A 21,449-nucleotide genomic window follows, 5' to 3' on the forward strand; every position below is an offset into this window, starting at 1 on the left:
TAAGCCGAAACTACAATTTTTCACCTAACATTCTCATTTCCACCACACGCTTATTTCGTTTTATTTTTTCTGCAGTTTCGTTAATCTGTTTGAACCCTTTCCCAGGTATTGATGTCAAGGCCAGCACGCTGCCATCCGCCCGTTAAAACCATTTTCCTCTCCGTTTGTCCCAGGTAGTAAAGCCGATCTTGAACTGAATGGGATTGCTGAACTGGTTGGCGGCCGAGGTCACAACGTACACGCCCAGCTTGAATTTGTCCAGCGGGTTAAAAGGCGACTGGAAAGCCCGTTCAATGCCGAAATACAACTCGGCATACCGAAGGTTTCGTTCCTGCGTAAAAAGAAAGCCGGTGCCCGCAATTTCACGCAGTTGCAGCTTTTTCAGCAGGGGAATTTTGTTGAGCAAAAACCCATTGAATTCGTGCACGAGGTGCCCTTCGTAAAACCGCTTGAAAATGGGAAAGGTGGAGTCGAGTGCCTGGAAGGATTTATAGGGGTTCATGAACAGGAGAGGATCGCCGCGGCGCTGGAACTGGTAGTCGATCAGCCGTAGGTCTTTCGTGTTCAGGAAGCTCCCTGTCTTCACCGTGTATTTCGACACACCGAGCAGGCCCATATTCAATTGCTGCTGCAAACCCGCTTCGAGGTAGTCGAAGTCCACATCCGACGCCAGTATATTTTTTATTCCTTTCCGCCACTCCACGTAAATCGTTGGCCATTTGGATCCCAGGATCACTTTCTCCAAAGGCTCCCGCCGGTATTTCTGGAACGGCGTGTATTCGAGCCGCACCTTGCCGTAAAGAGCATTGTAGGGCTCAAACGGAATGGGCTGGTTGTTGTTCAGGACATCGCCCAGCAAACTGTCCACCAGCCGGCCTGTTTTGTAATTGCTCACCGAGCGGCGAAGTGCTATGCCCAATTCGTTTCGCAGGAACAGGCCGTTCACAATCTCGAGACCATGACCGATACCCAGCTCGTTGTTCAGGTAAATGTTGCTGCGCTTGATCATGTTGATATAGGCATCACCTTCGAAGATGAACTGGAATTCCCGCTTGGCTGTAATGGTGTAATAACCTCGGTTGAACGGGTTGTACATGCGGTTCAGGTCCAGAGAGCCGTTGATGTCTTTGTTGCGCAGCCCGTAACTCAGGCTGGTATTGATGAAAATATTTTTGCGGCTGGGAAAAAATTTACCGTAACCAACAGAAGCGTTGATCCGCCCGCCGCCAAAGGCAAAAGGAGAGTAGAGCGAAATCAGCGGCGGCAGGTACCAACTGCGCTCTTTCTGGCGATCGTAAAGGGTTTGTCCAAAAAAGCCGATTTTTTTCCAGGTGATGCGGTTGATCTCTTTTGCGATGGAATCCTTGAACGATTCGGTTTGCGTGATGGCAAACAGGGAGTCGCGGTAGCGGATGAACTCCGTTTCCTTTACCGACAGCGTTTTGCGCCGGGCACTGTTCCAGAACGTACTGTCCTTGTGGTAAGCTTCTTCGGCCGTTACACTCACTTCGCTGTTGAAATGGCGACGGTCAAACTGCTTGTCCAGTTCATAGTCGGAGTAGTTTACCACCGTTTTCCCCTGCACCCGCTTGCGTTTGCCATCGGCATAATAGGTAAACGTCTGCTGCTTCAGCATCCAGGCCTGGTTGTTCACGAAATCGTACTGCTGCTCCACTTCGAAGAAATTGTATTCTTGGAGGTGGTATTGCGGGAAACGAAACCGGCAGTAAAGGATGTTCCAGGTGCTGTCCGAAACGGTCAGTTCTCCTTCCACTGTGGCATTGGTCAGCGCCCTCGGGCGAACGGAGATTGTGTACAATTTTTCGCGGCCACGACGCTCGATGTGGAGGGTTTTAAATTTATACGAAAGCAGGCCGGTACTACTGACAGGCGACACAAAGGGGGTGGGAGAGATCCGCGGCACCTGGACCAGGTTGTTGTAAAAATTGAAATCGCCGTCGGTTGTAGTCGTGTAGAAAAGAAGTTTGTTTTCGCCGCTGACCTTTACACCCAGCCGCTGTTCCTTGATGCGGTGCTGTGCATCCTGGTCCACTTTCAACAAAATCTCCTGCAGGCTAACAACCCGTGGTTCGGGCTTTACGGTGTCGCTTTCCTGTTTGTCGGTGCTGACGGAATCCTGCTGCAGGGCCTTGATATACGCTTTGTAGGAGAAGTTTTTCACCACATTGCTGACGCTATCCTTGTGCTCCACCAGCTTGCGCATGATCTCGTCAGCCCGGTCTTTCAGCTTTACCTTGATGACAACTTCCGAAAGCGTCGACTTTTCATCGTCATCGTCGAGGATCACGTTCTGCAATGTTTCGTCATTCACCACCACGGGCAGCACCGTCGATTTATAGCCGACCATGCTCACCACGATTTCGTAAGTTCCCTTTGAAACAAAAAGCTCGTAGCTGCCGTCATCTTTCGACAGGGTGCCAACGGAAGACGTTTTCAGGTGCACACTGGCGTTGGGCAGCGGTTCCAGTTTGTTATTGGTGATCTTGCCATATACCTTGACCACCTGTGCATGGGACGCCACGGCAAAAAACAGCACAAATACCAACAGGAGAGAAACGGATTTACGGATGGGCGGCATGGCGGCAAATTTCACCCATTTGCGCCGGGTCTGCTCGCGGCCCGTACCGATTTTAAGTTGTTTTAACAGAGAAGATGCCGGGGGCAGTGGTCAATCGGAAACGGTGAATGAGAAACCCCTTTATTCACTATTGACCTTTCCCCATTCACTAATGCATTCAGGTTCCTGCCTCGAACCCCCGGAGTTGGTTGCGTAAGGTAGAAACTTCCCGCTGCAGGTCTTCCACCCGGTGCAGCAGGTTGTAAATGGCGTCGATGCCTTCCAGATTGATGTTTAGATCGAAATGTAGGCGGACCATTTTCTCCAGCGCATCCAGTTGGTCCTGCGGCAGCAGAAAATCCTCCTCCGATGAAGTGACCTCGAGAAGCCCGTAATCGTGCAGGGAATGAAGAAAGGAGATCTCGATATGGTGATGGGTGCAAAACGCTTTGCCCGAAAAAAACATTCTTTCCTCCATGGCAACTATTTTTTCAGTTTGGCTAATTCGGTGAAAAGTTCTTTTTCCCGTTCGGAAAGTTGGGTGGGTATGGTGACGTGGAAAATGACATAAAGATCGCCTTTTTGTCCTTCCTGCTTGTACACCGGGAAGCCCTTGCCTTTCACCCGCACTTTCGTGCCATTCTGCGTACCGGCGGCCACTTTCAGCTTGATCTTGCCTTCCAGGGTATCGACGGTGGTCTCTCCGCCCAATACAGCCGTGTACAAGTCAACCTGCGCCGTGGTGTGAAGATCGTTGCCGGCACGGCGGAACTGCGGGTCATCGGCAATTTTAAAGGTCAGGTACAGGTCACCGGCCGGACCGCCGTTCACCCCCGGCGCACCATAACCTTTCAGCCGGATCTTTTGATCGTTCTCCACACCCGCCGGTACAGTGATGCGCACCTGGTTGCTGTTGATGGTGAGAGTTTGCTTGTGAGTTGTGGCCGCATCACGCAGGCCCAGGTGCAGTTCGGCCTGGTAATCCTGGCCCTTGTAACCGGCCCGGCCCTGCCGCTTGCTTTTGCTACCGCCAAACATAGAATTGAAAAAATCTGAAAAATCAAAGTCTTCGCTTGTATATGTTTCGGAATGGGGCTGGTTGCCGCCAAAACCACCACCAAAGCCGCCGCTAAAATCTCCGCCGCCCTGCCGCCTGGCCTGCTCAAACTGGTCGGCGTGCTTCCAGTCCTTCCCGTACTGGTCGTATTTTTTGCGTTTTTCCGGGTCGCTTAGCACTTCGTTGGCCTCGTTGATCTCCTGGAATTTCTTGTGCGCTTCCTTGTCATTGGGATTGAGATCGGGGTGATATTTCCGGGCCAGTTTGCGGTAGGCCTTCTTGATGTCTTCGTCCGAAGCATTTTTACCAACACCAAGAATTTTATAATAATCCAAATATTCCATATACGAAGACGTTCTGCTTTGTCCTGCTCATAAAATTAACGCAAGGAAAGACTCCATTGTAAGGAAATTCACCAAAAGAGGCTTTGCGAAATCACGCAGTTGCTTTACTGCCGGTGAATACTCCTCGAAATAAGGCAGAAAGCAGCACAAAACAAGGCTACAGCCGCCAGGTCAATCAAAAGACCTTTTTCGGAACCCCTGACCGGGGCGATGAAGAGATTTGTATTCCAAATGATGAATACGCTCATCAACAGAAGGCCGACGCCAATGAACAAATACTTTTCAAAAATTTTTGCAGGCATAATTGGGATTTTCTTCAATGTACAGCATCAGTCCAGTTGCCCGATGCATTTGCCGGCAGACAGGTAAAAAGAACCGACGGCCGAATACCGGTTCGAGGATTTTACGTTGACAGCAAACCCTTCTGCGACCGTCTGCAACTAAAGCCCCAAAATCGTTTTTAATTTTTGATAACCGCTCTTGCTGACCGGCAGTCGCTCAGTTGACTTGAGAATGGCAAGGTGCGATTCTTTTTCATACGGGTCTATGCGGGTGATCTCCTGCACATTGATGATATAGGAGCGATGAATGCGCACGAAGGAATCGGGAGGCAAATGCTTTTCGTAAAAGCCCATGGTCTTGTTTTTCAGGAAAGATCCTTCCGGCGTCACGATCCGGACATAGTCGTCGGCTGCTTCCAGGTAAAGGATCGAAGGAACAGGAATGATCTTGATCTTGCCGCCATTCTTCACCACGATGCGTTCGGATTGCGAAGGCAGCTTGGGCGAATCCTGCAGTAATTTTTCCGTCGCTTCTTTCTGCTGGCCGGCTTGCTGACGGAATTTGTCAACGGCTTTGTCGAATCGGTCCTGGCTAAAGGGTTTTAGCAAATAGTCCACGGCATGCGCTTCAAAGGCTTTAATCGCGTATTCGTCAAATGCCGTGGTAAAGATGACAGCCGGGGGCTGCTCCACCAGTTCCAGCATTTCAAAGCCGTTGATTTTAGGCATTTGGATATCGAGAAAAAGCAAATCGGGATGCAACTGGTTCACGGCTTTTACGCCTTCGAAACCGTCGTTGCATTCGGCAATGACTTCGATATCGGGATGATTTTGCAGGTATTCCCTGACAAGGATCCGGGCCAGCGGTTCGTCGTCGATGAGGATTGCCTTCATGGCTGTGGAATTTTGATGGTGGTGACAAAAATAGGCCCGCGAATTTCAGTTTTTACGAGGTCGTGCCGGGCAAATAACAGGGTCAGTCGTCGCTGTACAGAACTTAACCCAAAGCCTGTTCCTTTTTTCGGAAAGCTTGTTTCGGAATCAAATGGGTTCGTGACCTCGAGCACCAAAATGCTGTTTTCCCTTTTTGCAAAAATAGCAATGCTGATGGCGTCGGTGGTATCGTAGAGGCCGAATTTGATGGCATTCTCCACCACCGGCTGCAAGAGCATAACGGGGAGTTGTGCGCCGGGAGCATCGTTGTAAACCGTTGTATTCAACCGGTGACCAAAGCGTACTTTTTCGATATCGAGGTAAAGCTGCAGGTGTTGCAGTTCGTCTTCGAGCGAGGTCCATTCTTTTTCCTCCTTCCGCAACGTGCCCCGTAAAAAATCGGAAAGCTGTTGGATCATTGTCCTCGCTTTTTGCGGCTGCAGACCGATCAGGGCATTGATGGAATTTAAACTGTTGAATAAAAAATGCGGTTGCAACTGCTGCCGCAGGTTTACCAGTTCGGCTTCCCTCGAAAGGCGTTCGGCTTCCGTTTTTCGTTGCTCGGTTTCCTGCTGGTCCTGGAGCGTGTACCACAAGACGGCAATCAACGCCATGCAACTCACAACAAGAAAACCAGTGGCACCGCGAAGCAGCATGGTCTGCGAGTAAAATGTGGCGTATCCATGTTCATCTGTCAGGATCAAAAACAAAAGCAGTCGGGTAACAAAGAGCCAAAGAAGGGATAAAGCAGTGCATAAAGAAAATAGATACCCATAACGATTTTTTTGGGGTGTATAATGTTGTAAACTGATAAAGACGAGCAACGCGGCACCGGCCAGGAAAAGATTGCTGATGCCACTGTCGACCAGGGCGACCTTCCAGCTATGGCCCGCCTTGGTCATGATCAGGGTGTGCAGTTGGAGCCAGGCCCACCACCACACGGAAAAGGCAATGCGAAACCGGGTTGTTTTAAAAATGGATTTGCTCAAGCGGTTAAATTAAATGCAACTGTTGACGGGTTATTCGTTCCTGCAAAAAAGCAGCTTTCCGTTGAATCAGCCGAACGTAATCATCCGCATCATCCACTTCGGTGATGTGCGAATAGATCTCCGCACCATCACTGAGTTCACACAGTGCATAGATTTCCGCGATGTCGACAAACTTCCACTGTACCAGCTTTTCCTGGTCGTTGTAAAAGACCACTTCTTCCTGGAGTCCAACCTGCCCGGCTTTTTCCAAAGCTTCGGGCAAATCGGCAGCACTGATCAAGCGGATTTGTTCATCGAATTGTGGGGTATGGGCGCCGTCGCCGCAAATAATCTGGTAAACGATTCTTGCTGTGAACCAATTCATGGCTGGAGTATAAACGGTTGTAAACAATCAAAAGCTTTTGATCTCGATGCCACCAAAGATGCAGGTGCCGTCGAGGTAGAGCACTTTATCGGGATTGGCCAGGCCGGGCTGCCGCTTGTCTTCGATGCCGCCAAAGACCGTTACCACGCCGCTTTGCACATTCCAGTCCGCAGGAATAATCAGCTTGGTGCCGCCAAACATGTTGAAACAGTCGATCATGACCCTGCCATTGAAGTCAGCCTGAGTAAGGTTAATCTCGGCGCCGCCCATAAATGTTGTGACATCCCCGCCTTTGAAGGCTTTGCTCAACACGTTTTTTTTTACGCCGCCAAAAATGGCTGTGGCGTCTATGACGTCGTTCCCGTCGTTCATGGCCTGCTTCCATTGTGTTTTGAAATGGGGCGAATCGTCTGCTGTAGGTGGCATATTCTCTCTGGCTCCGTCGCTTTCGAAAGGGGGATGGTTTCTCCGCGGACGAAATAAAAACAAGAGGCCAAACGCCATGAGTACCACAGGCCAGATATACGGTTTCAGTTTTAGTTCGGGCGAAATTTCGTTGGCAAGGAAAATGCCACCGATGGCAACCATAATCAGCCACCCACCCTCCCTGAATCCATGGCGTATACCGGAAAGGAAGCCGATACCAATCAGGAACATTGGCCAGGTAAAAAACCACTGCGGAAAGTCAATCGCGCCGGTTGCCCTGGCCAGCCAGAGACCGCCGGCTATCACTAAGAAGACTCCCACCCAGCGGCGCCCTTGCGCACTGCGGTAACGATACCGCTGCATGCGTCGCTCCAGCCGCTGTTCAATCCTGCTTTCAAATTTGTGCTCGTCCATGTTTCATTCTTTTCAACAAAGAAAGACGGCAAATGCGACGAAGACAAGGGGAGATAGGTACGTACCGGGAAAATCACCGGTAAACACCGGGGTTTCCCCGGTAAAAACAGGTGGCGGCTAAATTACCGGTCGTTAAAACGCATTGTTTTGCTCTACGTCGTTCAGTTCTGTAATGAGGTTTTGGATCGCGAGGTTTTCGCTGTCTTTTACATAGAGGTAACCGGCAATCTTGTTGAGCAACACTTCTTCGGAGATGGAGATATTGTTATCGCGGTAAATGATTTCGGTGCAAAAAGCAAACAGGGCCAGCTTGTTGTTCGGCCGGATGGTTTCAATGAGGAACTGCACGTACGACGATTCGTCGCTGATGTTTTTGTAATACGACTGGTACTGCTGCATCTCTTCTTTTAGATTCAGCGACTTGTTAATGCCCTTAGCGACAAACGTGGAGGAAAGGAAATCCAGTTCCTCGTTCTGCAATTCGCCATCTTTGAGGCAGCAGTGAAATGCCAAATGAACGAGGGCCTGGTCGGGAGTAGAAAGGAGAGTGCGGTACATGTTTTTCGGGTTTTACTTCAATTTTTTTGCCACCTCGGGATGGGTTAGTGCTGTGCCTGCCATTCTTCTTTCAGCAGGGAATAAAGCGAAAGGTCAAGAAAGCCGCCGTTCACCCATTCGGCCTGGCGCAACACGCCTTCCTTCGAAAATCCGAGCCGTTCCGGGATAGCCGCACTTTTTAGATTGCCGACCCCGCATTTGATTTCGATGCGGTTCAGCCCGAGCCTGGTAAAGCCAAGATGGAGCATGGACGCGCAGGACCGGGTAACGATCCCCTTGCCTTCAAACTCTTTTCCCAGCCAATAACCGATAGCGCCGGAACGGTTGTGCCGGTGAATATAATGAAGCCCGATACGGCCGGCAAGATGATCGTTCCAATAGATCATATAACCGCAATCCGTACCTGCCTGGTGCTGTTGTTTGCACTGCCGGATATAAACACGGAAATCGGCTGTTGTCTGTATTTTGTTTACCCAGGGCAACCATTCGCCGAGGTGCTCCTTGTTACTGCGGATCATGGAGAACGTTTCATCTGCATGGCGGTCGTCAATCATTTCCAACCGCACACCGCCACCTGCATCGAGTGTCGCAATGTCCTGGTCGATGCTGTAATTCGAATATAGGTCCATAATATAAAATTGCCCCGCTTGAAGATAGAACGATTTTGTCTTACCCTTAAAGGATTGACAGCAAAAAACGACAATACGGAATCAGGCGAATTCAAAAAAGAAGCGTGTAACTTTAGGAGAGCTCTTTATTTCTTACCTCTAACACAAGCGATATGAACAACCTTCAGCGCCTTGAACATTGGGGAGAAGCCCATCACCCCAAGTACATGGACATTCTGCGGATGGCCCTGGGAATATTCCTGATCCTGAAAGGAGTTGAATTTGCGCAGGGCTCCAGCAATTTTTCAGAATTGGTATCGCGCCAGCTTCCGTTCAGTGGCCTTGTCCTGCTGCTTTTGTCGCACTACATCATCTTCGCCCACATTGCCGGTGGTTTCCTCCTGGCGGTTGGCTTGCTTACCCGGGTGGCCTGCATCGCCCAAATTCCCATCCTTCTTGGTGCATTGATTTTTGTAAGCTGGGATGTACTTGGTCATTTGTCCGGCTTCTTCATGACATTTATCGTGCTGGTACTGGTGGTGTGGTTCCTCATCATCGGCAGCGGCCCCTGGTCGATCGACGCAGCAATCGACAGGGAAGCAAGACAGTGAACGAAGCAGGAATGTGCCGTAGGCAGTTTGTCCTGCCAATTCCTGCACCTACGTTCCAATCCATCCCTTTTGCAACGGTCTGGGTGCTGTTGCCTGACGCTTTTTGACGGTCGTATTTCCCGGTGTCCAACATCAGCCCTTTACAGAAAGAATTCGATTTCGCTCTGTTGGGCGATTTATCAATCGGCTGGCCTTGAGCAATCGACAGGATTATTCTTTCCTATCGGAATCATTTCAAAAAAATTCTTGCCGGTAATTTTTGCGAACGTCTTACCGGATTTTTGTTTTTCTCCAGCCTGTTCAGGAACTCCAAACCTGCGAGCGGGTAAGCCGTTGGTGCCATTCTTGATGACCTGAAACCAAAGCGGAACAGAATGAAAAAAGCAGAAAACAAAATTGTGGTTGTCACAGGTGCGTCGAGCGGCGCCGGACGTGCCATCGCGATCGAGCTGGCGCGGGAAGGCGCACAACTGGTGCTGGCTTCCCGCAGGGAAGAAGCGCTGGCCGAAGTGGTAGACGAGTGCAAAGAAGTTGGCGGCAGCGCCGTTGCGTTCGTTACTGATGTAAAAGAAATGCTGGACGTACACCGGCTAGCAAAAGAAACAGTGCAACAGTTCGGCGCCATCGATGTTTGGGTGAACAATGCCGGCGTTCTGGCGGCGGGAGCCTTCGACAACATACCGGCGGAAGTGAACGAAGACGTAATTCGCACCAATCTTTTTGGTTACATGCACGGCGCCCAGGCGGTGCTGCCGGTTTTCAAACAACAGGGTTATGGTTTGCTGATCAACAATATTTCGGTCGGTGGCTGGTTTTACACACCTTACATGACCGCCTACAGCGCCAGCAAGTTTGGGCTTCGTGGTTTTTTCGAGTCACTGAAGGGTGAGTTGAAACAATTTCCTGCCATCCGCATTTGCGATCTGTACCCGGGTTTTCTCGATACACCGGGTATGCAGCATGCCGCCAATTACACCGGCAAAACCTTGCGACCGGCACCACCTGTCTACGATCCGCGGAAAGTTGCCAAAGCGGTGGTCGCAGCCATTCAAAGGCCCAGGGACCGGATAAAGATTGGCAGCGCTTCCTTTTTTTTGCAGGCCGTCCATACCTTTTTCCCTCTCCTTAGCCGCAACATTACGGCATCTGTTGTCCGGTCTTACTTTGCCAGGGCCGACGAGAGCGAAACAACAAGCGGTAATGTTTTGCAACCCGTCGATTTTGGGACGGGAATTGACGGTGGCTGGCAAGCCTATTTCGATAAAGGCGTCTTGCGAAAAGGAGTGTGGGTCGCTGCAGGACTGCTGGCGGTTGCAGTCATCCTCTCAAGAAAGAAATAATGCACAATAAAAAGAACTAACGCAGCACCAGGCCTCAATTTATTCGACATGTACCCGTAACAACAAAAGCCTCACAAGTAGGCTTTTGTTGTTACAGTACGCGGATGTTGTTGGCCGGAAAAAATGGGATTAACCGGTTGTGGTGCCGGCAAGCTTTCCTGCAAAGAAGTCAATTCCTCCAGCGGGAAAGTCCCGGAAAACCAAATGCTAATCCTTCCGGTTCCCGCTCTTTCGGTTAGCCTGCAAATCTTCTGCGCAGACGAGTTTTCGCTGCTGCATGTAATCTTTCAGGTCCAGGATAAACCCGTCGAAAAATTCACCGGTTTGCAGCTCTAACTGGCGCCATTGACTTTTGGTCATTGTCAGGCCCTGGCGGTCGCTGAGAGAGGCATAGGTCGTCATACCTGTTTCTTCCTTGTGGGCAAAGTACAGGTCGTACACCGTGTACTTGTAAAAATGATCCTTTGCCTGGATCATCAGGCTGAAATAGGTCTTGCCCGTCCGCACTTCGCCCGTTTCGGATGCAACGGTTACCGGAAATGAACCTTTGGTAGCCACCGTTCGCGTTTTCTCGTCCCTGATCTGGGCCGTTTCTCTTGCGTTGGCGAAAACGTTGTTTAAAAAAAGCTTGGCATTGCAAAACAACTGGGAAGCAGAAAGGCTGTCGGCCGCAACGACTTCCGCGATCTCAACATGCCCCAATTTGTTACGCTGTAAAACACTGTCCTGGGCAAACAGGTTGCCCGCTTGTAGCAATGCAATCAAAAGGTAAAAATGCTTCATTGGCCTGGTATAGGGTTCATATAAAAATAGACAACCCCACGTAGAATTTCGATGCATAAAAGGAGATTTTACGCACCAGTAATACACAGGGCTGCAATGGCAAAACACGTAAATCCACGTTCACCATCGCTCGTCGTTGACCAGGAAGCTAATACCAATTTTATGCCGCGCCGGGATGCCGGCTGGCTACGGGACAATCCATTTGATGCAGACCGGGTTGCCAACCGCAATTCGCCGGCCCGTATCCTGCAGTCCTCCCGTTTTTTTGTTCACACGGAAGACCACAATTTCGTCGCTGTTTTGGTTGGCGGCCAGCAGGTAGTTTCCCGAAGGATCGAGGTTGAAATTACGCGGCGTTTTACCAAGTGCCGACTGGTGCCCGGTGCGTGCCAGCGAGCCGTTAGCCGGGTTGATGCGAAAGACGGTGAGAAGATTCGCGGAGTCGCGGAGAGATGTATATAGAAACCGTCCGTCTGCAGAAACATGAATATCGGCCGCAGTAAACGGCTTTTTGAATCCCGTGGGAAGAGCGGAAATAACTTGCGCAGGCTGAAGGTCACCGTTCATGTACCGGAACATCGTGACTGTTCCTTTCAGCTCCTGCACAAGATAGGCCCACCGGCCATTGGGATGAAAAATGAAGTGACGCGGGCCGGAGCCGGCTGCCAGTTTCAGGGTCGTATCTTTTGGCGACAATTGGCCGGTGGCATCGTTGAACGAATAGATCATCAATTTGTCGATCCCCAGGTCCGGCACATACAGAAATTTGTTGTTGGGAGATAGCACCGTGGCGTGTACGTGCGGGCCTTCCTGCCGCGGATGAACGCTGCTGCCTTTGTGTTGAACAACGTCTGTAGCCTTTCCAAGTTCGCCGCTGGCCGCTACCGGAAGCACGGTAAGGGTACCGCTGCTGTAATTGCCTACAATCACCCACCGGCCCGTTTTGTCAACGGTGATATAACAAGGATGTTCACCCATGGAAGACTGCTCGTTCAGGCGTTCCAGATGTCCCGTCGATGTAGTAAAGCGAAACGCCGTCACCTTTCCACCGCCTTCATTGTTTCCCAGTTCGTTAACGGCATACACATACTGTTTGTTGGGCGAAACCGCCAGGTAGGAGGGATTGGCGGTTATGGCCGAATCTACCAGGGTCGCCTGCCCGTTTTGCGTATTGAAGCGATACACAGAAATGCCTTTGCTTTTCCCGGTAGTGTAGGTACCGGCCAGGAGATAAACGGTTTTTTGTGCGCCGGCTGAAAAAGCCAGGCCACTTAGAAGGAGGGCTGCAATTCTTTTCATAAACAATGGTAAAAGCCCAAGTTATCTTTTTTTCGGTATGCCACAACCGATCGGAAAAGAATTCGCTGCGGTTGGGAAAAAACAGGAAAGCATTTGCTGCAGCGGCAACACCGGTTGCGGGGAGCTGGTACGCATGGATGGCCCTAACTTTGTAAAGAAAAGGCTATGATCGAAAAGCAAACTATCAACGGCAAAGACGTGTGGATGAAAGTCGATCCCTACCACGTAGAGCGATCCAATCCAAACATCATCCCCACGGAGTATTTCACGGTCACCTGTTTTTACGAAGAGCCGGCGCCGGACGCAAAAGATGGCGATCCAATTGCCGACGAAGACGGCGAAACAAAGCTTTTTGAGTCGCCGGTGGCTGCATTGGCCTATGCCTGGAAACAGGTTAAAAACGAGACGCGGTAAGCAGGTTGGGCTACCGCATGTTGGGCAGTAGTATTTCCACAATTTTATTGGAACGATTTTTTCTCTAGGAAGAAGTAAGCCAACCAAAACGGGTTGGTCTCGATTATCCTAACCATTCTCAAAACACACACTCATGACAAACGCTATCGCCGAAGAGAAAAAGGCCAAGAAAGTTTTGATTATTGAAGATGAAGGTGACATGTGCCTGCTGTTGAACATCATGCTCAACGGGAAAGACATGGAACTCGACCATGTGAAAAAATTGGCGGCTGCTGAAGAATATCTACAAAAACAGCAACCGGAAGTTGTGATCCTCGACAACAAGTTACCCGACGGTTTCGGGATCGATTTCATCAGCCATATTAAAAGCAATTATCCAAACATCCGGATCATCATGATCTCCGGTTTCGACGGATCGGCAAAAGACGTGGCGCTGGAAAACGGGGCCGACATTTTCCTCGAAAAACCGTTTACAAAAAACCAGCTCTACGAAGCGATCGTTGAATTGATGAAAGAAAAAATATAGTCGTAAACAAAACGAAAAAAAGCCCGGTGGAATGCCCGGGCTTTTTTTATGGCCGACTCAGGGCGGCGAATCCGCTTATTTTTTCAAGTATGGCAAAAGTACCCGCTGCCAGATCTTGTAGCCCGTAGCATTCATGTGCAGCCTGTCTTCTATAAAAATGTCTTTGCGCGGACTGCCGCTGGCGTCGAGCATTGGTGCATACACATCAATAAAGTGCGCATTGGGCTGTTTTTCCAAAAACACTTTGATCAGCATATTGGCTTTTTGAAATGCCGGGAACAGTGCCTGCCGCGAGGGACTGGGCTTCAGGGAAATGAAATCGATCGTCGCCGAAGGAAGGTTTTGCCGAATCATCCCGAACAGCGTTTCAAAACGCTGCGCCACGTCGGCACCGGTAAGCGTAGGATCGCCGGCCAAATCGTTTTCGCCGCAATACACAACTACCTGCTTCGGCGCATAGGGCAAAATGACGTCGTAAGCATAACGGATCACATCTTTCAGGGTCGACCCGCCAAACCCGCGGTTGATAATGGTGTATCCGGGAAAATAAGCCTGCACGTCGGTCCATTTGGTAAACGATGAACTGCCCACAAAGAGGATGGCGTTTTTGGGTGGCAACTGCGCACTGTCTTTTTTCGCGAATGCCTGGATGTCATTCCAAAACGGCGGACAGGCTGTTTGTGCAAAAACGAAGTTGTTACAGGCGAGAAATAACCCGGCAACCAGTAGAAAAGATTTCAGCATGGCGGAAAGATAAGAAACACACTGATACAACCTTCGTTCACCGCTTCAGAAAACGGCCTTTCAGCAACTTTTCCAGGACTTCCTCTTTCGTCGCCCGGCTGATGGGAATGTGGTGTTCGCCGATGCAAATGTCGTTGCCTTCGATCGTATCGATCTTTGATTGCGAAACGATAAATGATTTATGGGTTTTGATAAAACTGCCGGGCGGAAGATACTCTTCAATCGACTTGAAGGTGAGGTACGTAATGTATTTTTTTTGCCGCGTGTGAATGACAACATAGTTTTGCAGTGCTTCCACAAAGAGAATGTCATCGAACAGCAGTTTGACCAGCTTGTTGTCCACTTTCACGTAAAAAAAATCATTTTCCCGGTTACTTTCTCCTTCGGTTGCCTGTCGCAATTCATAATAGTCTTTTGCTTTTTGCGCCGCTTTCAAAAAGCGGTCGAACGAGATGGGTTTTACAAGGTAGTCGAGGGCATTCAATTCAAAACCTTCCAGGGCGAATTCGGGATAGGCCGTGGTGAGAATCACGGGCGGCGGGGTATGCAAGGTTTTCAGTAATTCGAGCCCGGTTACTTTCGGCATTTGAATGTCGAGAAACAGGAGGTCCGCGCCGCCTTCTTTCCATGTTTGCAAGGCAGTGAGAGCGGAGTCATACGCCGCTTCAAAAAAAAGGTAGGGCACATCATCGATATACTCTTTCAGCCCCTTGCGGGCCAACGGCTCGTCGTCAATGACAATACAGCGGATCGGTTTCATTGGCTGGCAATTTTTACTTTCAAACAAACGCGAAACCAGCCTTCTTCCTGGCTGATATCCAGATGGTGTTTTTTCGGGTAGAGTAATTCGAGCCGCCGTCGCACGTTTGCCAGGCCAATGCCGCCCGGCTCTTCATTCGATCGGCCTTCGGTTGTATTACTGACGCAGAATTCCATCTCGCCGTTTTGCCGGTCCAGTGCCACCACAACCTGGTTGGGCCTGCCATCGGCATAATGCGAAAGATGCTTGAACGAATTTTCCACGAACGGCAGCAACAAAAGCGGTTCGATGGTAAAGGAGGGAAGACCGGGTGACACGTCGAGTCGTATCGAGCAGTTTTCATTGCGCAGTTTTTGCAGGCCGATATAGTCCTGCAGGTATTGCAATTCGTTTTCGATGCTCACTTTGTTGTCCCGGGCGCCATACAATTGATAACGCAGCATGTCCGAAAACTTGTGCAGCGCTTCCCTTGCGTCATTGTTGTTTTTGTCGATCAGGAAATACACCGCGTTGAGGGAGTTGAATAGGAAATGCGGGTTGATCTGTGCTTTCAGGAAATTCAGTTCGGTTTCCGCTTTTTCTTTCGCGACCTGCAGCAAGCGGCTTTGCATCCGGTTATAGTCCAACAACAGCTTAAAGGCCATCCCGGCGATCACCAGGAAAATATGCGGCAGCACATTGTCGTAAATTCTTGCCTTGAGCTGGTCGGTCCAGTGGTAAAGTGCAGGGTTGTGCAGAAGGCGACCGATTAGGTACATCTTCCAGCCACTGCTTAGCACGATCATGCTCAAAACGAGGATGGCGAAGAGAACAAATTTTTTCCGGTAAAGCAGTTTGGGGATCAGGAGATAATTGGCGATGTAAATCATGATCGTCAGGTCCAAAACCTTCACGATCGTGACCTGCAGGGCCTTTTGAATCGTGGAATAGTCCTGGTAGCGCAAATAAAACCAGGCCGCTCCCAGCAAAAGCCAAAACAGTACGTGATGAAGCTTGAAACGAAGCAAGACGTTTTTTGCGTTCATATCCGAAAATAAATCTACGATTTCTGCCGCAGCCGGGGCTTTACATGTCCGGTGGCAATCTGTTGACGAAACGCAGCATCGGTTCATCAAGCAGGTACGGCCGGTGATGTAAAGAATTTGCCGTCCTTGCCACATGGTGAAACCTTTATGACAAAATGGAAAACAAATGAAACCTGTTTGCTTTCTCCTGGCAGCAATGCTTTCACTTGCCTGCATGCAGAGTAATTCGCAAAAAAAACCCGCGTTGTTGAACAGCAGCAACGGGCAAAAAATTGGCGGACCGTGCGAAGGCTGCGAGGTTATCTTCAACAGCCCGGTGCCATTTTCTCAACTGGGTTGGGTGGATACACTTCCCGACTTCAACGAAAAAGGTCCGCGGCTGGTAATCTCCGGAACGGTTTTCCAAAGCGATGGCCATACGCCGGCCAGGGATGTCGTCCTGTATGTGTACCACACGGACCAGACGGGCAAATACACGAATCGTGACAACGAAGAAGGTTATGCCGGCAGGCATGGCTACATCAAAGGGTGGATGCGGACCAATGCAAAAGGACAATACAGGTTTTTCACTTTACGGCCAGCCTCTTACCCCGGGAGCACCATTCCGGCGCATATCCATCCCATCGTCAAAGAGTCCGGTAAAAATGAATACTGGATCGATGAATACCAATTTGAAGGCGACCCATTTTTATCGGCAGCGGGTAAAGAAAAAGAGGAGCGGAGGGGTGGCAGCGGGATCATCAGGCTTCGTGAAAAGGACGGCATTTTGTACGGGGAACGAAACATTTACCTGGGCCAGAACATACCAGGTTACCCCACGGCTAAAAACGACTAATACCAATTTGCAAGGCGCAACCGGCAATTGCCAAGTGAGGAAACCAAGGTCTGACAAGGCACTGTCGGCAAATCCAGGTCTTCAAAAAGAAAACGGCAATAAAAAACGCGGGGCATTTTGCCAGCGCCGCGTTCCTTTCTGCAATTTCTTTTGCAGCTATTTCACTTTGTTCCAGATTTCATAAATCGGGTCGCCACGGGAGCTAAGGCCACTGTGGTGCCAGCCATCATTTTCCAGTTTGCCGTTGAAGGAAAGGGAAGCACCGACACGGCTGTTGTCCCGTGAAAAAAATTCGATCGTTTCCGTGTACTTGCCACCGGCAAAGCTGAAGGTACCACCACCCGTGCCCGAAAATTCTTTGGTGCCCGGATCCATGGCCACCCATTGAAAACGGCTGCCGGTAAGAATTTTCACGGTTTTCCGCGTTCCCGATTGTTGCACCGGCACCACCTTTCCCTCCTGCATGCGGCCCGTAATGCGCCATACACCTGCCAGCGGGCCTGCACCTTCGTCAATTCGCTTCCAGGTAGTGGGCTGCCCGTCGACCGTAATCGACAACACGTCATTTTCAAGCGAAAACGGATAGGGTATGGTTTGGCCCACCAGTTCTTTCTCAGCCGAGTTGAATTCAATGCTGGCCAGCAGCCGGCTATTGTCAATTTTATAGGTTCCACCCATGGATTGTTCAAACAATTTTCCTTCTTTGTTGAAGCTGGTGTAGGTCACATAATCGTTCATGAACAGGATGACCTGTTCGTTGGGAACGTCCTGCAATTTCCAGGCGCCGGAGAGGTTAACCTGTGTTTGTTTTTTGAATGTCACAAAGCTGGTTGCGGTCAGCGCAACAAGAAACAGGAAGGCAAAGGCGGAAAGTTTCAGAAGCCTTGTCATACGGTATATTTTTCTTGAATATAAGACAAATTCCCGCCTGGATGAATCAGAAGGACTCTTTAAATGCTCTGATGAATCGGTCCAGGTCATCGCCGGTTTTGCGATCCGTTATTTCACCATGCGCATTGATTTTCCCTTTTATCCCCCGGATCAACAGGGCGGTTTCGGCAGAAAATTTAGCCATGACCGTTTTCATGATCAACTGTAATTCTTCGTGCCCTTTTTCCCCATTTGCCGATGCGGTAATCAGGCCAACGAGTTTGTAGGAAAAAACCGTCGAGGCGACGCACCATTCAATGGCATTTTTTAATCCGCTCGGGATGCTGAAAACATATTCCGGCGTACAAATCAACAGGCCGTCTGCGTGCTGAATGGAAGCACGAAACTGCTGGATGATTGCTGGTGGATCACCAGCCGATTGTTCCGGGTTGAAAGGAGGAAGCCGTTTTAAGTCATCCCATTGGGTGACAATAAAATCGTCTTTTGTCAGGTTGATGAAATGGTCAACAAGTTTTTGGTTGGCCGACTGCTGGCTGGCACTTCCGACAATTGCGAAAATCGTTTTCTTTTCATCCATGGCTTTCTATTCAAGGCAGGTTAAATCCGTTTTTGCTTGCCGCTGTAAAAATAGCTATCTGCATGGCAGCCACCTGGCTTTTGTGCATTCGAAACAAGATTGCGGTACGGTGCGCCGAGGGGATTTTCTTTTTCCACACATTTTCTACCATTACCTGCAAACACCGATTCGTTCCCGAGAATCGAAATATCCCGGTGTTGATTTGTCGATATATTTATGGCCAACTCTAACTTTCATTCATGCAATTCATCCTACGTTGTTTTCTTTTGCTATTCCTGTTACGGGGAACGGCAACCGTTTTTGCGCAACAAATCCCGACCCCAAAGGAACATTTTGGTTTCAACATCGGCGACGATTACACCCTGGCCAATTACACGCAGACGGAGGCTTATTGGAAAAAGCTTGCCGCCGCATCAGACCGCACGAAGCTAGTTGACATGGGCCTGACAGAGGAAGGCCGTCACCAGTATATGATGATCGTGTCGTCGCCGGCCAATATCAAAAACTTGGATCGCTACAAAGCTATTTCCCAGCAACTGGCAAGGGCCGAGAACCTGACGGACGAACAGGCACGGGCACTGGCCACCGAAGGAAAAGCGGTGGTTTGGATCGACGGCGGCCTGCATGCCACCGAGGTGGTGGGCACGCACCAGTTGATTGAAACCCTGTACCAGTTTGTAAGCCGGAACGACAAGGAAACAAATCATATTCTCGATAATGCCATTCTTCTTTTTGTACATGCCAACCCCGATGGACAGGAACTGGTTTCCAACTGGTACATGCAGGAAAAAGATCCCAAAAAACGCAACTTCACAATTCCACGGCTCTACGAGAAATACATTGGCCACGACAACAACCGCGACTTTTTTATCCAGAACGTCAGGGAAACGCAGAACATCAGCCGCCAGCAATATCTGGAGTGGATGCCACAAATCATTTACAACCATCACCAGACCGGCCCGCCCGGCTCCGTGCTTTCGGGGCCTCCTTACCGCGATCCGTTCAACTTTGTTTACGATCCGCTGCTGGTAACCGGCATTGACGCTGTGGGTGCCGCCATGGAAAATCGCCTGAATGTCGAAAACAAACCGGGTTATACCAAGCGGGCCGGATCGGTTTACTCCACATGGTGGAACGGTGGCCTGCGAACGACGGCCTATTTCCACAACATGATTGGGCTGCTCACTGAAATCATCGGCAATCCCACACCGGCCAGCATCCCGCTGATTCCAAGCCGGCTGATTCCAAACGACGCTACACCCAACCCGGTGGCGCCGCAACAATGGCATTTCCGGCAGTCGATCGACTACTCCGTTTCGCTCAATTATGCGGTGGCGAATTATGCCGTCAATCAAAAAGAAGACGTGTTGTTCGGCATTTACCGCATGGGAAAAAATTCCATTGAAAAAGGAAGTCGCGACAATTGGACGCTTTCACCAAAGTGGGTCGACTCACTGACCAATGTCACCAAAAAAGACCAAAAAACGCCGCGGACTGAAACAGCCGCTAACACGGCCAGAACAGATTCGCTGGGTCGAAAATATTTTGAAACGGTGTTTACCGATCCCACACTGCGGGATGCCCGGGGCTATATCATCCCGGCCGACCAGCCCGATTTTCCGTCGGCGGTGCGCTTTGTCAATGCATTGATCGGCTCCGGCATCCAGGTGCAAAAAGCAACAACTGATTTTTCGGTAAAGGGCAAATCGTATCCGGCCGGCTCCTACATCGTCAAAACGGCGCAGGCTTTTCGTCCCCATGTACTTGACATGTTTGAGCCGCAGGATCACCCCAACGATTTTGCTTATCCAGGCGGGCCGCCTGTTCGCCCTTACGATGCCGCCGGCTGGACGCTGGCATATACCATGGGTGTGCAGTTCGACCGCCTGCTGGATGACTTCCAGGGACCTTTTGAAACGGTTCCTTACGGGCAGGCACAAACAGCAAAAAGCGTTTTGCCGGCAGCCGGCGCAGGCTATGTGCTGAATGGGCAATCGAATGCCGCCTATTCTGTCGTCAACGACTTGTTGAAGGCTCGCGTTCCGGTTTTTCGCATCACCCATGGGAAAGAGGCCGGTTCGTTTTTTGTCCCTTCCGGTACAAAAGCAAAAGCTGTTTTACGGGAGACTGCAACGGCTACCGGGCTGAAGGTCGAGGTGTCGGCCAAACCTTCTTCGCTGCAAAACGTTTCGTCGCTTCGTATCGGGCTTTGGGATCAATACGGCGGTTCCATGGCCTCCGGGTGGGTGCGCTGGCTGATGGAGCAATACCACTTCGGTGCCGATGTGGTGTACCCGAAAGAAATCGACGCCGGGAACCTGAAGCGGAAATACGATGTCCTGGTTTTTGTCGGCGGTGCCATTCCCGCACCCGGTGCAAGCAATCCGTTACGCCAACCCAAAGCCGAAGATGTGCCGGCTGAATGGCGCGCCAGGTTGGGACGGATCAGTGCGGATACGTCGATACCACAGATCCGGAAATTTCTGGAAGAAGGTGGTCGTGTGGTGACCATTGGAAGCAGCACCGCGTTGGCCTATCACCTCGGCCTGCCGGTACGCAATGCACTGGTTGAAATGACGGCGGCCGGAGAGCGGTCGCTGCCGGGTGAAAAGTTTTATATCCCCGGAAGTGTGTTGCGCATGAGCGTCGACTCGACACAGCCCGCCGCATGGGGAGCCCGTTCGGAGGTGGACGTGTATTTTGATGGGAGCCCGGTTTTCAGGCTGTCTCCCGAAGCCGTTGCCCGGGGCTCGGTAAAGCCGATTGGCTGGTTTGCGACGGACAAAACCCTGCGCAGCGGCTGGGCCTGGGGACAGGCTTACCTCAAAGACGGCATCGCGGCCTTTTGGGCTCCGGTTGGGAAGGGTAGCTTCTACGCTTTTGGGCCGGAGATCACGTTCCGCGGACAAACGCATGGCACTTTTAAGTTCCTGTTTAATACACTCTACGGGAACGAGTAAGTGATACCTTTTTGAACACAAAAAACACCTTCAGTCAGAAGGTGTTTTTCTATGGAATTAACTGCAGGAAAACGATTGAACATTCGTTACCACGCTCCGTTCAGTGTTCGCCTGGCTACGGAGCAGAAACGT

At 50.4% G+C, this 21,449-nt stretch carries 23 protein-coding genes; 7 read left to right on the top strand and 16 right to left on the bottom strand.

The genetic code is table 11. The annotated features are described in order from the left end of the window. Positions 1–142: 142 nt before the first annotated feature. The 3 genes from D6024_RS13110 to D6024_RS13120 all read right to left on the bottom strand — a co-directional run bounded on the left by D6024_RS13110 (position 143) and on the right by D6024_RS13120 (position 3,979). Entirely contained in the window at positions 143–2,599 is a 2,457-nt protein-coding gene (locus D6024_RS13110) for a DUF5686 and carboxypeptidase regulatory-like domain-containing protein (protein WP_162944745.1), read from the bottom strand. A gap of 157 nt (positions 2,600–2,756) precedes the next feature. Next, complete coding sequence (locus tag D6024_RS13115) at positions 2,757–3,056, bottom strand: chaperone modulator CbpM (RefSeq protein WP_121355081.1); 300 nt, start codon at positions 3,054–3,056, stop codon at positions 2,757–2,759. 5 nt (positions 3,057–3,061) lie between these two features. Continuing rightward, positions 3,062–3,979 (bottom strand): DnaJ C-terminal domain-containing protein, encoded by a 918-nt coding sequence (locus tag D6024_RS13120; RefSeq protein ID WP_121355082.1) that lies wholly within the window; start codon positions 3,977–3,979, stop codon positions 3,062–3,064. A gap of 83 nt (positions 3,980–4,062) precedes the next feature. On the opposite strand from D6024_RS13120, the gene D6024_RS26720 reads away from it, so the two are divergent. Next, positions 4,063–4,443 carry a hypothetical protein gene (locus D6024_RS26720; RefSeq protein WP_162944746.1) on the top strand — a complete coding sequence of 127 codons (381 nt, stop codon included), beginning with the start codon at positions 4,063–4,065 and terminating at the stop codon, positions 4,441–4,443. Here the strand turns inward: D6024_RS26720 and D6024_RS13130 are convergent. From D6024_RS13130 to D6024_RS13155, 6 genes are all read right to left on the bottom strand, one after another. After that, positions 4,420–5,154, bottom strand: a complete 735-nt coding sequence (locus D6024_RS13130) for a LytR/AlgR family response regulator transcription factor (RefSeq protein WP_121355084.1) — start codon at positions 5,152–5,154, stop codon at positions 4,420–4,422. The two genes, D6024_RS26720 and D6024_RS13130, sit on opposite strands and share 24 nt — an antisense overlap. Next, the gene (locus D6024_RS13135) at positions 5,151–6,182 is read right to left on the bottom strand and encodes a sensor histidine kinase (protein ID WP_240410028.1); all 1,032 of its coding nucleotides are present in this window, start codon (positions 6,180–6,182) and stop codon (positions 5,151–5,153) included. Before D6024_RS13135 ends, D6024_RS13130 begins: the two co-directional genes overlap by 4 nt. A 4-nt stretch (positions 6,183–6,186) precedes the next feature. Then, positions 6,187–6,546, bottom strand: coding sequence for a DUF4288 domain-containing protein (locus tag D6024_RS13140; RefSeq protein WP_121355367.1), 360 nt, complete (start codon positions 6,544–6,546; stop codon positions 6,187–6,189). Between the two features lie 27 nt (positions 6,547–6,573). Continuing rightward, positions 6,574–7,386 carry a LiaF transmembrane domain-containing protein gene (locus D6024_RS13145; RefSeq protein ID WP_121355085.1) on the bottom strand — a complete coding sequence of 271 codons (813 nt, stop codon included), beginning with the start codon at positions 7,384–7,386 and terminating at the stop codon, positions 6,574–6,576. 132 nt (positions 7,387–7,518) lie between these two features. Further along, on the bottom strand, positions 7,519–7,944 hold the full coding sequence (locus tag D6024_RS13150) for a TerB family tellurite resistance protein (RefSeq protein ID WP_121355086.1): 426 nt from the start codon (positions 7,942–7,944) through the stop codon (positions 7,519–7,521). 44 nt (positions 7,945–7,988) lie between these two features. Next, positions 7,989–8,573, bottom strand: coding sequence for a GNAT family N-acetyltransferase (locus D6024_RS13155; protein ID WP_121355087.1), 585 nt, complete (start codon positions 8,571–8,573; stop codon positions 7,989–7,991). Positions 8,574–8,725: 152 nt separating this feature from the next. Between D6024_RS13155 and D6024_RS13160 the strand changes: the two genes are divergently transcribed. Both D6024_RS13160 and D6024_RS13165 read left to right on the top strand, forming a co-directional pair. Beyond that, entirely contained in the window at positions 8,726–9,163 is a 438-nt protein-coding gene (locus D6024_RS13160; RefSeq protein WP_121355088.1) for a DoxX family protein, read from the top strand. A gap of 374 nt (positions 9,164–9,537) precedes the next feature. After that, positions 9,538–10,503, top strand: a complete 966-nt coding sequence (locus D6024_RS13165; protein WP_121355089.1) for an SDR family oxidoreductase — start codon at positions 9,538–9,540, stop codon at positions 10,501–10,503. Between the two features lie 207 nt (positions 10,504–10,710). Here D6024_RS13165 and D6024_RS13170 read toward each other — a convergent pair whose 3' ends face one another. After that, positions 10,711–11,286, bottom strand: a complete 576-nt coding sequence (locus D6024_RS13170) for a DUF4468 domain-containing protein (protein WP_162944747.1) — start codon at positions 11,284–11,286, stop codon at positions 10,711–10,713. A gap of 186 nt (positions 11,287–11,472) precedes the next feature. Then, on the bottom strand, positions 11,473–12,585 hold the full coding sequence (locus tag D6024_RS13175) for a lactonase family protein (protein WP_121355091.1): 1,113 nt from the start codon (positions 12,583–12,585) through the stop codon (positions 11,473–11,475). Between the two features lie 165 nt (positions 12,586–12,750). On the opposite strand from D6024_RS13175, the gene D6024_RS13180 reads away from it, so the two are divergent. Both D6024_RS13180 and D6024_RS13185 read left to right on the top strand, forming a co-directional pair. Continuing rightward, a complete protein-coding gene (locus D6024_RS13180) occupies positions 12,751–12,999 on the top strand; it encodes a hypothetical protein (protein ID WP_121355092.1) in 249 nt (82 codons plus the stop codon). A 133-nt stretch (positions 13,000–13,132) separates the two neighbouring features. Then, positions 13,133–13,525 carry a response regulator gene (locus D6024_RS13185; protein WP_121355093.1) on the top strand — a complete coding sequence of 131 codons (393 nt, stop codon included), beginning with the start codon at positions 13,133–13,135 and terminating at the stop codon, positions 13,523–13,525. Positions 13,526–13,600: 75 nt separating this feature from the next. Here D6024_RS13185 and D6024_RS13190 read toward each other — a convergent pair whose 3' ends face one another. Genes D6024_RS13190 through D6024_RS13200 form a run of 3 tightly spaced genes read right to left on the bottom strand, consistent with a single transcriptional unit; the run spans position 13,601 to position 16,054 of the window. Beyond that, positions 13,601–14,269 carry a GDSL-type esterase/lipase family protein gene (locus D6024_RS13190; RefSeq protein WP_121355094.1) on the bottom strand — a complete coding sequence of 223 codons (669 nt, stop codon included), beginning with the start codon at positions 14,267–14,269 and terminating at the stop codon, positions 13,601–13,603. A 37-nt stretch (positions 14,270–14,306) separates the two neighbouring features. Continuing rightward, positions 14,307–15,029, bottom strand: coding sequence for a LytR/AlgR family response regulator transcription factor (locus tag D6024_RS13195; RefSeq protein WP_121355095.1), 723 nt, complete (start codon positions 15,027–15,029; stop codon positions 14,307–14,309). Further along, positions 15,026–16,054 carry a sensor histidine kinase gene (locus D6024_RS13200; RefSeq protein WP_162944748.1) on the bottom strand — a complete coding sequence of 343 codons (1,029 nt, stop codon included), beginning with the start codon at positions 16,052–16,054 and terminating at the stop codon, positions 15,026–15,028. Before D6024_RS13200 ends, D6024_RS13195 begins: the two co-directional genes overlap by 4 nt. Before the next feature lie 166 nt (positions 16,055–16,220). On the opposite strand from D6024_RS13200, the gene D6024_RS13205 reads away from it, so the two are divergent. Beyond that, positions 16,221–16,889 carry a dioxygenase family protein gene (locus D6024_RS13205; protein ID WP_121355368.1) on the top strand — a complete coding sequence of 223 codons (669 nt, stop codon included), beginning with the start codon at positions 16,221–16,223 and terminating at the stop codon, positions 16,887–16,889. A 156-nt stretch (positions 16,890–17,045) separates the two neighbouring features. On the opposite strand, the gene D6024_RS13210 is transcribed toward D6024_RS13205, so the two are convergent. Both D6024_RS13210 and D6024_RS13215 read right to left on the bottom strand, forming a co-directional pair. Further along, positions 17,046–17,780 carry a membrane or secreted protein gene (locus D6024_RS13210; protein WP_121355097.1) on the bottom strand — a complete coding sequence of 245 codons (735 nt, stop codon included), beginning with the start codon at positions 17,778–17,780 and terminating at the stop codon, positions 17,046–17,048. 46 nt (positions 17,781–17,826) lie between these two features. Beyond that, on the bottom strand, positions 17,827–18,357 hold the full coding sequence (locus tag D6024_RS13215; protein ID WP_121355098.1) for an NADPH-dependent FMN reductase: 531 nt from the start codon (positions 18,355–18,357) through the stop codon (positions 17,827–17,829). A gap of 239 nt (positions 18,358–18,596) precedes the next feature. On the opposite strand from D6024_RS13215, the gene D6024_RS13225 reads away from it, so the two are divergent. After that, on the top strand, positions 18,597–21,317 hold the full coding sequence (locus D6024_RS13225; protein ID WP_121355100.1) for a M14 family metallopeptidase: 2,721 nt from the start codon (positions 18,597–18,599) through the stop codon (positions 21,315–21,317). The last annotated feature ends 132 nt before the right edge of the window (positions 21,318–21,449 follow it).

The sequence above is a fragment of the Flavisolibacter nicotianae genome (assembly GCF_003628535.1).
Classification (GTDB): domain Bacteria; phylum Bacteroidota; class Bacteroidia; order Chitinophagales; family Chitinophagaceae; genus Flavisolibacter; species Flavisolibacter nicotianae.